The organism is Planktomarina temperata RCA23, from assembly GCF_000738435.1.
Taxonomy (GTDB): Bacteria; Pseudomonadota; Alphaproteobacteria; order Rhodobacterales; family Rhodobacteraceae; genus Planktomarina; species Planktomarina temperata.
On record NZ_CP003984.1, the window covers coordinates 2,809,730 to 2,822,804 of the forward strand.

General features: G+C 49.3%; 12 protein-coding genes. All 12 read left to right on the forward strand.

Annotated elements, in window-relative coordinates:
• Positions 1–213: 213 nt before the first annotated feature.
• Positions 214–1,590 (forward strand): TolC family protein, encoded by a 1,377-nt coding sequence (locus RCA23_RS13565; protein ID WP_044050762.1) that lies wholly within the window; start codon positions 214–216, stop codon positions 1,588–1,590.
• Complete coding sequence (locus RCA23_RS13570) at positions 1,587–3,755, forward strand: type I secretion system permease/ATPase (protein WP_044050763.1); 2,169 nt, start codon at positions 1,587–1,589, stop codon at positions 3,753–3,755. Before RCA23_RS13565 ends, RCA23_RS13570 begins: the two co-directional genes overlap by 4 nt.
• A 15-nt stretch (positions 3,756–3,770) precedes the next feature.
• Positions 3,771–5,081 (forward strand): HlyD family type I secretion periplasmic adaptor subunit, encoded by a 1,311-nt coding sequence (locus RCA23_RS13575; protein WP_044050764.1) that lies wholly within the window; start codon positions 3,771–3,773, stop codon positions 5,079–5,081.
• Positions 5,082–5,123: 42 nt separating this feature from the next.
• Positions 5,124–5,486, forward strand: coding sequence for a hypothetical protein (locus RCA23_RS13580; protein WP_044050765.1), 363 nt, complete (start codon positions 5,124–5,126; stop codon positions 5,484–5,486).
• A 178-nt stretch (positions 5,487–5,664) separates the two neighbouring features.
• Entirely contained in the window at positions 5,665–5,916 is a 252-nt protein-coding gene (locus RCA23_RS13585; RefSeq protein ID WP_347721364.1) for a hypothetical protein, read from the forward strand.
• A 9-nt stretch (positions 5,917–5,925) separates the two neighbouring features.
• Entirely contained in the window at positions 5,926–6,150 is a 225-nt protein-coding gene (locus RCA23_RS13590) for a DUF6447 family protein (protein WP_044050766.1), read from the forward strand.
• 18 nt (positions 6,151–6,168) lie between these two features.
• Positions 6,169–6,360: a DUF6447 family protein gene (locus tag RCA23_RS13595; protein WP_044050767.1), complete on the forward strand. Its 192-nt coding sequence runs from the start codon at positions 6,169–6,171 to the stop codon at positions 6,358–6,360.
• Positions 6,361–6,493: 133 nt separating this feature from the next.
• Positions 6,494–7,465 carry a DUF2125 domain-containing protein gene (locus tag RCA23_RS13600; protein WP_169701420.1) on the forward strand — a complete coding sequence of 324 codons (972 nt, stop codon included), beginning with the start codon at positions 6,494–6,496 and terminating at the stop codon, positions 7,463–7,465.
• A gap of 488 nt (positions 7,466–7,953) precedes the next feature.
• The gene (locus RCA23_RS13605; RefSeq protein ID WP_044050769.1) at positions 7,954–8,751 is read left to right on the forward strand and encodes a maleate cis-trans isomerase family protein; all 798 of its coding nucleotides are present in this window, start codon (positions 7,954–7,956) and stop codon (positions 8,749–8,751) included.
• Positions 8,752–8,847: 96 nt separating this feature from the next.
• Complete coding sequence (locus RCA23_RS13610; protein ID WP_044050770.1) at positions 8,848–10,002, forward strand: cystathionine beta-lyase; 1,155 nt, start codon at positions 8,848–8,850, stop codon at positions 10,000–10,002.
• Between the two features lie 368 nt (positions 10,003–10,370).
• Positions 10,371–11,906 (forward strand): FAD-binding domain-containing protein, encoded by a 1,536-nt coding sequence (locus RCA23_RS13615; protein ID WP_044051599.1) that lies wholly within the window; start codon positions 10,371–10,373, stop codon positions 11,904–11,906.
• Positions 11,907–12,091: 185 nt separating this feature from the next.
• Positions 12,092–13,075, forward strand: a complete 984-nt coding sequence (locus RCA23_RS13620; RefSeq protein ID WP_044050771.1) for an NAD(P)/FAD-dependent oxidoreductase — start codon at positions 12,092–12,094, stop codon at positions 13,073–13,075.

A 13,075-nucleotide genomic window follows, 5' to 3' on the forward strand; every position in this document is an offset into this window, starting at 1 on the left:
TAAACAATCCGTCAATAATTCACAATATAATTTAATAAAATGTATAACAATATGAATAACTAACGCATATTTCATACAGCTTAAAACTCATTGAAGCCGCGGTTTTAATGGCATTATTGTTAAAATTTAATCTTTCATTAACGATATAGCTACTGTACCCGTAGTTAAGCGTTACGATTCGAACTGCAGATCAATGGGAAAAGGAAATTAGGCATGAAGCATCAAAATTTAGCCTTAGTTACAGCGATGTTTGCGCTATCAGCGTGTGGCGCTCCGCAATATTCGACGGCAAAGCTTAACTCTGAAGTAAATGCTTTATCAAATGTATCATCTGATATTTTATCCCAACCAAAACTTGCAAAAGCTCTTTCAGGCGATTTCAAAAATGATCTCTCCAAAATCGTGATTAATTCACCTGAGTATATCGTATCTATGAGCAATTATAATAGATCCTTAAGTGAAATTTTAGTTGCAGATGCAGATAGAGAATTCCAAATTTCTGCGAGCGCTAATGCCGGTCAAACTGTTAAGGATGGCGCTGGTTTGGCCTCCACTACGGAACGCGGCGCCAGTGCAAACCTCTCGGTCAGTCAGCTCATCTTCGATGGCGGCTCCAGCGTTGCCAGAATAGACCAGGCACGGGCCAATGCCTTCATCGCAGAAATGGATGTGGCGCTCGCAGCCAATACCACCGCAAAAGATGCCGCGGTCTCATGGATTAACCTCGACACACTGAACATGCGCGACACACGATTTAAGGCGCTCATGACCAAAACCGAGAAAATGCTGACGCAGATGGAAACGCTTGTTGCGAGTGGTATGGTCGACAAGAGCGCCAGCGCCTCCGCAGAAATTGCCGCTCGAGCACTCTCTTTGGAAAAAGCAAATCTTGATGCTCAAATTGCAGCGGCGGAAGCCAGCTACATGAAATTCTTTGGAGCTGTCCCGAAAAATCTAACCACGCCGCCATCGCTTCTCACAGCCGCAGATCTGACCCATATCCAACGCAACTGGAACCGTGCACCAATAATGGCGCAGACAGCCGCTCAAGTTTTATCCGCCAAACAGAGTTTACTTGTGGCACAAGGTCGTGAAAAACCAACCGTCGGGTTCAAGGCCGGTATGGCATCGCCAATGGAAAAGGACGAGCGTACAACCTATGCAATCGGTTTAGAAGTGTCGTGGATCATTGGGGACGGTGGACGACGCGAAGCCAATACCGCCGCACAGGCTGCCAATTTGAAGGCGGCGGAGCAAAGGCTCAAAGGAGCAAAGCTGGCCGGAAAAAGAGAATTGGATACGGCGTTGAGCAGACGTACCGCGCTCACCGCCTCGCTTGACACACTCGTTGCGCAAGAAGCTGCGTCTCAAAATGAGCTTGAAATCATGTGGTCGCAACTTGCGACGGGCCAAACGACAGTTCGCCAATTGATTCAGGCCGAAGAGAAAGCCTACCGCACCTCTGATCAAAGAATATCGGTCGCCTCAGAGCTCCTAAAAATTGACTACGAAATGCTCGCCAGCTCGGGCCTTTTGTCAAAGCGACTGGGAATTAACACCAATAAGACCATAATTAAGGCAGCAAAATGACGGATTTGACCGCATCAAAACCTCTGGACCATAGCGCTGATGAAGCGGATGTGGACCCGCAAGGCGTAACAGACGGTGAGCGCGCCGTAGAGGACACGTCAAACTCGACCGAAAGCGAGCTGGTGCTCACTCTCCAGAGGTTCCTTCGCGATCAAGGCGAAGCCTACAGCGAAGCGGCGATACGCGACCTGCCGGCCACGTCAAGCAATACGTTTTCACCGGCCGAAATGGTGAGCGTTTTACGCGAGATCGGCTATGTCGCCAGCTTTGGTCGTATCTCAGCCAACAACCTGGCACAGAGCCATTGCCCAATGATTGGGTTCTGGGAGGATGGTGGCGCGTTCATTTTGACCGAGATCAAATCGGACGGCACCGTCAAATACGCAAGTATCGAAAATAAACTTAAAATCAGAAAAATGTCGAAAGACCAGTTTTCGGCCAAGTTTTCCGGTCACCTTATTTTAGCGCGTCGTGACAGCAATGCCAAAGCCAAATCGAGTAAGCGCTGGTTCTATTCGGCCTTCGCACAGGGCAAATGGCTCTACATACAAGTGATCTTAGCGGCCACAATGTCCAATTTCTTGGGCGTTTCGACATCAATATTCGTCATGGTGGTCTATGACCGCGTTGTGCCCAATGAGGCTATTGAATCGCTAATTGCCCTATCCATCGGCGTGATGATCGCACTTGGGTTTGACTTCTTAACCAAGTCGCTCCGCGCCAACTTTATCGACCGGGCCAGCAAGCGGGCAGACGCGCGCATGTCGCGCATGGTGTTCGACAAAATTCTCACGCTGCGATTGGACGCTGGCAATCAAAGCTCGGGAGCGGTGGCAAGTGTCGTTCGAGAATTTGACACGCTGCGAGAGTTCTTTACCTCTGCAACGCTCGTGGCGATTGTGGATTTGCCCTTTATCTTCTTCTTTATCTATGTGGTCTACTTGATCGGTGGAAATATCGCGATTGTGCCTTTGCTTGCAGTCCCTTGCGTGTTGATCATTGGCGTCGCTATTCAACCAATCTTAGCCCACCTCGCCTCAGGTGCCATGCAAACGGGCATGTCGAAACAAGCCGTGCTGGTCGAAACTTTGAATGGTCTCGACACGATCCAGGCCACCGGCTCCGGACGCCTAATGAAAAACCGTTTTGAAACCGCGACAACGGATCAATCTGAACTTGGCCTAAAAGCCCGAATTTTTTCACAATTCGCGATCAATTCGGCAGCTTCAATTCAACAAATCGCTCAGGTGGCAACAATCTTTTACGGGGTGTTTCTGATCCAAGCCCAAGAACTTACGATGGGCGGACTTATCGCCGCGGTCATTCTGGGGGGACGGGCCCTTGCGCCCCTTGGTCAGGTCGCATCGGCATTGTCGCGGGCCAACTCCGCACGCCAAGCTTTCCGCTCAATTGATAAGTTGATGAATCGGACAGATGGCGTTGCAGACTCCGATCAAAGATTGAGCCGCCCAGTCCTCAAAGGTGATATCGAGTTTGTAAACGTTTCCTACACCTTTCCTGGTGCGAAGAATGCGCTAATCAAGGGTCTTTCCATTAAAATCCCAGCAGGCCAAAAAGTGGCAGTTCTAGGCCGGATGGGGTCGGGGAAATCCACCTTTGCGAAACTCTGCGCCGGCTTGATCCAACCCACAACCGGATCTATTCTTTTAGACGGTATAGACCTGCGTCAAATTGATAAATCCGACCTGCAACGTAATTTAGGCGTGATGCTACAGGAAACCTGGCTATTCTCTGGCACAGTTCGCGAGAATATCCAACTGGGCTACTATGAGTATGACGATGAGCATCTGCTGAAAATCTGCCAGCTCTCTGGAACGGACGATTTCATAAAAGGCAATCCAGCAGGCTATGACCTGAAGATCAAAGAACGCGGTGTTGGGTTGTCTGGTGGGCAACGCCAGTCAATCAACCTCAGCCGCGCGCTCCTCCATGAGCCGAATATCTTGGTTCTTGACGAACCAACAAGCTCCATGGACTCCTCAACGGAGGCCGCAATCCTACAGCGCCTTGGCGACTACCTGACAGATCGAACCATGGTTGCGGTGACGCATAGAAACACATTGCTCAATCTCGTGACCCGCGTCCTCGTCATGGACCAAGGGAATATCATCCTCGATTCCCCTCCCGGTGAGCTGAAAAAATAAGAATAAGAGAGCGTTATGGCCAAATCAAAATTCGAAAAACTATCCCGAGAAATGGAAGAGCGTGAGGGCTTCGGCAACTCTCTCATCATCTTTGTCATTGCGGCCTTGATCGTCTCGGTATTGGGCTGGGCGTCCATCGCCGAGCTCGATAATGTCACGCGGGGCGATGGGAAAATTGTATCCACCACCCAGAACCAAATGGTCCAGTCATCGGAGTCTGGCGTGATCTTATCGCGCTCTGTTGATGAAAACGCCCTCGTGCAAACGGATGATGTGCTCTACGAAATCAATCCGATCGAATTGCAGTCAGAATTGGATAAGCTTCAGCAACGGGCTGCAACACTCTTTGTCAGGGAGCTTCGCCTACAGGCAGAAAGCCGAGGATTAGAATTTGCGCCTGACGCATCTATGATGGCGCAGTCCAAGGATACGGCCGCAACTGAAGAGGCCCTACACCTTGCCAAGCGCAAAGAGCTCTCTGGGCTGATGTCTATCCTGAAGCTGCAAAAAATCCAACGGGAGCAAGATCTAACAGCATCTCAACAGGCCCTTGAGACGTCACGCAATATGCTGGGCCTGATCAAGGATGAAATCACCATCATTGATCCGCTGGTGCGCCAAAATATCATGCCCGAAACGCGGCTTTTGGAGCTGCGCCGTGATGAACAGCGCATGTCTGGCGAAATTCAGGCCGGGGTAGCCCGGGTCGCGATCGCACAGTCTGCCATCTTGGAAGTTGAAAACGAGATATCAAATGGCCTCGACAGCTATAAGCGCCGTGCGCTTGAAGAGCTTAATACCGTTGTTGCCGAATTAAGTGAGGTCAATACACTTGTTCCCGCGCTACAAGAGCGGGTTAAACGCACAGTAATACGCGCGCCGGTCGACGGTATTGTTAATCGGATCAACTTTCAAACTGTTGGTGCATATGTCCGAGCGGGGGATGTGATACTGGAAATTGTGCCGACGGGAGAGGCGCTTAAACTCGAAGCTCAAATAGATCCAAAAGACATTTCGAGCATCCGTATGAACGATTTTGTACGCATCCGTTTGAGTGCCTATGACTCCTCTAAGTATGGCGCTATTGACGGATATGTAACAAGCATAAGCCCCGATGCCATCACTGATACATCCGGAGGTGCCAGTCGTTCATACTACCTACTCGATATATCTATCGACAGCGGTATTACCTTGGAAACGGGCGAAGAAGTGGTCTTGCTTCCCGGCATGACAGCAACCGTGGATGTGGTTTCCGGAAAGCGGACCGTTCTCGACTATATCTGGCAACCCGTTTCAAAAGTTAAAGAGTTGGCTCTACGTGATTAATTCTCTGGATCAACACATACCAAACCAGAAAGGTTTTTGAAAATGACAATTGCAGATGAATTGCTCGTTTTGAAGGCCGTTGATACCAAATCGATACTCTTCCCTTTTATGAAGAATATCAGCCGGTGGGAACTGCTTCTCACGATAGCGCAATTGGACGGAAACCCCGATTATGGCATCTGGAACTACATCGATATGCTTCACACCAAAACAGAAAACCCAATGACGCTTTACGCCTTCCTTAAACTCAAGATTGAGGAAGGAAGCCTTGTAAAAACCAAAAGCGAAAAGAAAAGTCGGAAATCACTAATCCTGAGTGAGGAGCTAAATTTGGAGTTGGAACGGTTCATGATGAATAGAGAAACACCCCGCCTACCCGAGGTGACAAACATATCATATGAGTAATCACCTCAGGAGAATTGCAACCCATTACTGAAGGTTTAAATAGCGTCAAAAATGAAACACATGAGCAAATTTCAACGGTTTAGTATTGTTGATACACGGCTCGTTTATTATTTAGCTAGAGACATCTTAAGTTACGGCGAACACTGTATTTAAGATACTTATTGTTGGAGCCGGAGCGATGAATATGCAAAGTAACAAAATAGAAAAAGAGGCGAAAATGGACCAAGAATCCACAGGGCTCATCACCGTTGATGGCGTTGAATATAAGTTCAGTGACATGACTGATGCCGCGAAAGCTCAGCTCTCAAATATTCAGTTTGTAGATCACCAAGTTCGACAGTTGCAAAATGAGTGGGCGATTTCTGATACCGCGCGTCTCGGCTACCAGGCCGCGCTTAAAGGCGAATTGCTTAAAAGCGCAAAAAAATAAACACACATCATGTCGCAAAAAATCAAAATTGATGGTGTTGAACACGACCTGGATAGCCTTAGCGTAGATGCAAAGGCTATATTAGAAAAGCTGCAACATACTGATAAGCAAATTCAGGATACAACCAACCTTTGCGCTCTGCTAACTCGAGCCAAAAAAAGTTATATTCAAGAATTGAAACGTGAAATGATCCAAGGAAAGTCAGGCGTCGATATCGCATCGCTCTTTGACTAAACATACAGAGGAAATGAAATGCCGAAAATTACAGTCGATAATGTAGATTACAACACCGAAGATTTGACAGACAATGGCAAGGCCCAACTTGCAAGTCTTCAGTTCTTGGAAGTCCAAATGAGAAAACTGCAAAACGAAATTTCTGTTTATCAAACGGCACGAAATTCATATGTCGCGGCACTTAAAGCGGAACTGGCAAAAGCGTCCTGATCCGATCAATCCTACGACGGAGGCGGGGGAGCTCTCCGGCCAATGCTGGTGGCCATTTCAATGATCCTGGCTTAAAACTGTCCCTGATGCGCCTAGGTTTGAAGGCTTTGGTATTGCGATAATGACTAAATTTGTGAAACGAATTGCACTGCTCATAGCCATTCCATTTTTCATTTGGACTGGCTATTGGACAGCTTTCGCTTACGCCATTGAACGCGGCATTTCTCTGGCCAGTCAAAACCCGCAAATTTCAGGAACTGCAGCTCAATTTGAAGTTGCCTCCGTTACGGGCTACCCCCAAAATTTCGCAATCGGGATCACGGAAATTGAAATTGGGGCTAAAGACAGGTTCACATGGGCAACCCAGGAAGTCCTTGTGGAGGCTAAAAGTTATCAGCCGAACAGAATAAACGTAGATTTATCAGACCCTCACAGCATCTCAGGTTCGATCGGATCGCTTGGAATTGACGCTGAGCTTGCGGATTTAAGTGTTTTCTTCAAACCTAACTTACAACTCTCTCTCGGGAATTTAGACGCAAATTTCCAAAATGTTATCCTGTCCTTTGAGGGGATAACAGGAGCAGAGATTGAGACAATGTCTGCCCATGTAAGCGCCTCTCCAAATACAGAAACAAACTACCAGGTGACCGCGCAAATTCAGAACCTGAACCTGTCAAATATGTTGGTTGGATTGGGCAGCGATTACCAAAGAATTCAAAATATTTCCCTCTCTGCCGAGGCCCAGCTATCACAACCTCTTGATCGGCTGACGATGGCAAGTGGCGCACCTCGGTTGCGAATGCTGCTGTTACACGAGGCTCTTATTAACTACGGTGACATATCAGTTTTGTTGGACGCCAAATTGGTGAGTAGCGAGGCCGGAGCTCTCAACGGTAATGTTAATCTTACAGTGCAGAATTGGAAAACTTTATTTAGTTTGGTGAAACGTCTGGGATATATCGAACCAGATCTTGAAGAGTTCTTTTATACAATTTTGGTGAACCTTGCGATCGAAGGTGGATCGGAAGACAGTTTAACGATCCCCCTAACCATCACCAATAATACGATTTCATTCGGCGCATTGACTTTGGGCGTACTGCCATAGGTCCCGAGAATACGGGTCGTAACTGCACCTCAAGCGAGGTTGGTGCGGCGTGAGGCGGTTCAGTCGCCCCCATTCGACCGACCCATTCAATGTCCAACGAGACCCACGATCGCCACCTGGGAAATACTTGACCGTTAACGACCATGCGTCATTGTGGGGATCATGCGGTGGAAGCTGCGCGCAGGGCCGTTGAAACAGGGGCTGGGCGAAAATGGCCCCAACAGCGCGCAAGAAATTCATGCGTGATTGGCCACAGCTGATTGACGATTACGGTTTAAACCTGACAGATTAAACGTCCACATTGCTTACGAATTACGGACACTCAAGTACTCTAGCCTCTATTCGGCGATGCGGGTTGAGCGCGATCTTTTCTTACGATGCACGCCCCATTTCCCATGTCGAAATGAGCCCCATTCAGTGACAAAAAGATTGTGTTTCTGTCCGGCGCCATTGCAAGGTTCGAACTATAAAACTTCAGGAGGCACAGCTTGCCAGAGTCCACACTAAATACGCCAGAAATTGCCCGGCTGGATTTCAAGACAGATCTTGGCGCGGGCGCGCGGGCGCGGATTGGATTATTGGTACTTGAATCTGATCAAACCATGGAATGGGAGATGCGGCATATGGCCGATCTTCCAGGGGTTGCACTCTATCACGCACGCCTCGCCAATGATGCGGAGGTGACGCCAGACACGCTGGTGCAAATGGAGTTAGAACTTCCAAAGGCCGCAGCGCTCTTGCCAGGTTATCTTGGTCTTAAAGCCATTGGCTATGGCTGCACCTCTGGCAGTACGATCATTGGAGAGCTGCGGGTTTCCGAGTTGATACAAAGCCACCACCCCACTGTGCCGACCAGCAACCCTTTGACGGCGGCGAAAGCTGCACTCAAGCAATTGGGGGTCAAGCGGCTCGGTCTTGTAACCCCCTACCGTCCCGATGTCACAGAATTGATGCAGGCGCGCTTTGAGGAGGCTGGTATTGTCATTCAATCTGTCGGCTCCTTTTACCAACAGGATGATCGGGTGGTCGGACGGATCACGCCTGAAGCAATCTTGGACGCAGCGCTTGCAGTTGGCCAAAATGATCTTGTGGATGGCGTTTTTATTTCCTGCACCAGTCTGCGTGCGGCGGGCATTGTTGGGCAAGCGGAAGCGGCATTGGGCAAGCCTGTGACAGCCAGCAATCATGCTTTGGCTTGGCATTTGTTGCGACTGGCTGGAATTCATGATGAAGTCGCAGGCCTTGGGCGCTTGTTTCATGCCCAGCTTCCGGACCAAGACATCTAAATAAGTGCACGCCCGAGGGTTAACCAATGGCAACGGATGTATCGTGTTTGATGGGGCGGCCGAATGTGCCAGAAGACATAAAAGTAAGGAATAAACATGGATTGGCGCACGAAATTATTGAACCCTTCTTTGAAGGCGCGGCAAGATTACCGCTCGCTTGCCGTCCCTGTCTATCGTGGCTCAACGGTGTTGTTTCACGATCAAGCGGTCGTGACAGATGATTGGCGGCAAGCCGAGTATGGCTATTCCTATGGGCTTTATGGAACACCGACGACGTTGGAATTGGCGGCAAGACTTGCGGAGCTTGAAGGAGCATCTGAGACCTTTATCGTGCCCGGGGGACAGGCAGCTATTGCGCTGATCTATTTTGCCTATTGCCAAGCCGGCAGCCATGCTTTGGTGCCGCATTCCGCCTATGGGCCGAACAAGGCGATGGCCGAAGGTATCATGCGTGGATTGAATATTGAGGTCGAAGCCTACGCCCCTTTGATCGGCGCTGGGATTGACGGGCTGATCCGCGAAAATACAAGCCTCATTTGGTGCGAAAGCCCAGGCTCTGTCACGATGGAGGTGCAAGATGTGCCCGCTATCGTTCAAGCCGCCCATGCCCGCGGCGTTGCGGTGGCCCTGGATAATACATACGCGGCTGGCGTGATGTTTGACGCATTCGCACATGGTGTTGATGTCAGTATGCAGGCGCTCACAAAATATGTGGGCGGTCACAGCGACCTCTTGCTTGGCTCGGTTTCTGCGCGTGACAAAGCCGCTTACGAACGGCTTGGACCAATTTATCAGCAGCTGGGCCTTGCCGTCTCGCCCGATGATTGCAGCTTGGCTTTGCGCGGGTTGCAAACCCTGGCTGTTCGGTTGGAGGTATTGGAACGAAACACCCTTGAGATTGCAAATTGGCTGGTTGATCACCCTTTGGTCGCGCAGGTGCTTCATCCGGCACTGCCGTCTTGTCCGGGGCATGACACTTGGGCGCGAGATTTTAGCGGATCAACGAGCGTGTTTTCTTTCATTTTTAAGGATACCATTGCCGCAGGCCAGGTTGTGGAGTTTATAAATCAGCTGAAGATTTTTAAGATTGGAATGAGCTGGGGTGGGGTACACAGCCTTGCGGTGGTCTATCCAGATTTACAGCGCCCCAATCAGGATTTTGGTGGCCGGATTGTACGGCTCAATATTGGCCTTGAAAAGGTAGAAGACTTGACCATCGATCTTGCCCAAGCCATGGCGAAGATAAGCTAATCCAAAATCCAAAAAAAAAGCGGCTGGCCCCGAAAGACCAGCCGCAGAGTTGTACATTTACTCAGGGAGAAGAAATGTTCTTTTTAGTTACGCAGTCCCAGCGCTATTGGATCACTTAAATTTTGTTATGGTCGGAGTTTAGGATCACACTATATCAAAATCATGCAAGGGAGATGGTGTTTCAATATACCAAGACCATGGCGAGGAGTTTGGCAGTTCAATCCCCCATCTGCCTAAAGCTTTAATATGGGATCCCTTGCAGGGGGAATTTGCGTTTATGACCAATCCAATTGATACTTACAATTCCGCCCATTTCTCATACGCCCTGTGTGATCGCACAAACAATCCGCACCAACCAAAAGCTTAAAATGTCACAAACACACAACATAGTTTGGTTCAAGCGCGATCTAAGGGTCAATGATCATGCCCCGCTCCTGTCGGCTTCACGCCAAGACGCGCCCGTCATTCCCCTGTATATCGTGGAGCCCGATCAGTGGCTCCAACCAGATGCATCGCGGCGTCATTGGCATTTTATCCATGACTGTCTGAGCGACCTAAACAAAGAGCTGCGAGAGTTAGGGCAAGAATTGATCATAAAGATTGGCCATGCTGCCGACATCTTTGCACAGCTACATTCAGATTATCATATCGGCACGATATATACCCATGAAGAAACTGGGAACCTCTGGTCGTACCAGCGAGATATTGCAGTGCAAAACCTGTGCAGCGGTCTCGATATCGAACTAAGAACCACCCCTACAAATGGCATAGTGCGAAAATTACGCAGTCGCGACAGTTGGTCAAACATCCGAAACAAGCGCATGATGGAAGCCATTCATCCAAGGCCCAATGCCCTGCCATCTGTTGAGCGCTGTCAATCAGATCCGCTGCCAGACAAATGCGACCCTATGTTTGGAAATCTGCCAATTGGCCGCGTTCAAAAAGGTGGCCGAATTCAGGCTGTAAAAGATCTTCGGAGCTTTCTTAATCATCGTTCTCGCGGTTATCTTTCGCACATTTCTGCGCCAAACCAGTCAGAGTTTTACTGTTCTCGCCTTTCTGGCCACCTCACATTTGGAACGCTGTCTGCACGAGAGGTTAGCCAATCGATTGCCAAGCGGCGAGGACAGTTATCTCCAGAAGAAAATAAGAGTTTTGGACGAAACCTGCGCGCATTTGAATCGCGCTTAGCCTGGCGTTGCCACTTCATTCAAAAGATTGAAGATCAGCCCGAAATTGAGACGCATTGCATGCATCCCGCGTTTGCAAATTTGCGCGAAACGGCGCATAATCCTAAGCAGTTTCAAGCCTGGGCAAATGGGAAAACTGGATACCCCTTTATCGATGCCTGTATGCGCAATCTTACCGCTGAAGGTTGGATCACTTTTCGCATGCGTGCCATGCTCGTAAGTTTCGCCAGCTATCAGCTTTGGCTCGATTGGCGTGTCACAGGGCCTCATTTGGCGCGCCTGTTTACAGATTATGAACCCGGCATTCATTACAGCCAAATGCAGATGCAATCCGGCGTCACGGGAATTAATGCCATTCGCATTTATAACCCAATCAAGCAATCCAAAGAGCATGACCCTAAAGGTGTTTTTATTCGCAAATGGGTCCCAGAGCTTAAGGATGTTCCCGATGACTTTATTCACGAACCCTGGGCCTTCACACCGAACCTTATGTCGTCCAGCAACTTGAGTCATGGGCAGGACTACCCCGCCCCCATCGTGGATCATACCACCGCGACACGCGCAGCAAAGCAAAAGATTTGTGAGGTCAAGGATGGCCCAGAGTTTCGATCTGCGGCAAATTCCGTTTTCCTCAAATTGGGAAGCCGCAAAACCCAGTCGACCAAAACACGCAAAGCAAAACCTAAAAATGACGGCCAATTGTCTCTTTTCTGAGGCCTCGAAACATCCGAATGCATGGCCCTTACCCAAAACCACCAAAGTCATTTCAAGCAATTTTTAATGGCCCAAAATACTCTCGTGATATTGATAAAACTCCGCCTCACTATATCTGACCTTCAATCGCAGATATCGACGTCACAAATGGCAAGCGGCGGCAGTTAAAGGGTATTGGAATTTTCATGTTAAACATCGCAATCATTGGCGCCGGGCTATCGGGTCTTACGGCAGCAAATATCTTGCATGACCATGCCAAGGTGACGGTGTTCGACAAGGCCAAAGGACCAAGCGGTCGCCTAGCGACGCGGCGTGCAGATCCCTATAGTTTTGACCATGGGTGCCAATTTTTCAGCGCAAAATCCAACGCATTCAAAGAATTCTTGGCGCCCATGCTGCGCCAGGACGTGATCAAATGCTGGGACGCTACCTTTGTTGAAATTGAAAATCGCCAAATTGCAAAATCGCGGCAATGGGATGCACAAAACCCTCATTATGTCGGTTCGCCAAGTATGAATGCGGTCGGGAAATTCCTGAGTCAAGATCTCCGCCTCGCTCTGGGAACGCCGGTGACCGCGGTGCGCAAGACCTCAACAGGCTGGTTGCTTAAAGGAGACACCGGTCACGACCTAGGGCAGTTTGATTGGGTTGTTTCGGCCATTCCTGCGCAACAAGCTGCCGCATTATGGCCAGAAGACACATCATTTTACACCAAGGTTAAAACTGCACAAATGGAAGGATGCTTCACGCTCATGCTTGGGTTTGAGGCCGGTTTCGCACTAGATTACCAAGCCGCCTTAGTGCGTGGTGAAGATATAAGCTGGATCTCAGTGAATTCCTCTAAACCCGACCGTAATGCTGCGACGTCCCTGCTGGTTCACTCCAGCAATGACTGGGCAACACAGCACGACAGTATGGATCGCAATGAAGCTTTGCGATACCTGCTAGAGCAGGTAAGCTTGGTGATTGGCCAGGATGTCAGCCATGCAGACCACAAGGCCATTCACCAATGGCGCTACGCAAATTGCCAAAAACGCACCGGTGAAACCCATTTCATAGATCATGCGTCCCAAAGTGGCGCCTGCGGAGATTGGCTCATTAGAGGGCGCGTAGAGGCCGCTTTTACCAGCGGGTTTTCCATTGCGCAGGATATTTTAAGCCGGCTTTAA

Coding starts and splice junctions, on each gene's coding strand:
- RCA23_RS13590 (WP_044050766.1), top strand. CDS start 5,926: ATGTCGCAAAAAATCAAAATTGATGGTGTTGAACACGACCTGGATAGC.
- RCA23_RS13575 (WP_044050764.1), top strand. CDS start 3,771: ATGGCCAAATCAAAATTCGAAAAACTATCCCGAGAAATGGAAGAGCGT.
- RCA23_RS13610 (WP_044050770.1), top strand. CDS start 8,848: ATGGATTGGCGCACGAAATTATTGAACCCTTCTTTGAAGGCGCGGCAA.
- RCA23_RS13585 (WP_347721364.1), top strand. CDS start 5,665: ATGAATATGCAAAGTAACAAAATAGAAAAAGAGGCGAAAATGGACCAA.
- RCA23_RS13620 (WP_044050771.1), top strand. CDS start 12,092: ATGTTAAACATCGCAATCATTGGCGCCGGGCTATCGGGTCTTACGGCA.
- RCA23_RS13580 (WP_044050765.1), top strand. CDS start 5,124: ATGACAATTGCAGATGAATTGCTCGTTTTGAAGGCCGTTGATACCAAA.
- RCA23_RS13565 (WP_044050762.1), top strand. CDS start 214: ATGAAGCATCAAAATTTAGCCTTAGTTACAGCGATGTTTGCGCTATCA.
- RCA23_RS13615 (WP_044051599.1), top strand. CDS start 10,371: ATGTCACAAACACACAACATAGTTTGGTTCAAGCGCGATCTAAGGGTC.
- RCA23_RS13570 (WP_044050763.1), top strand. CDS start 1,587: ATGACGGATTTGACCGCATCAAAACCTCTGGACCATAGCGCTGATGAA.
- RCA23_RS13595 (WP_044050767.1), top strand. CDS start 6,169: ATGCCGAAAATTACAGTCGATAATGTAGATTACAACACCGAAGATTTG.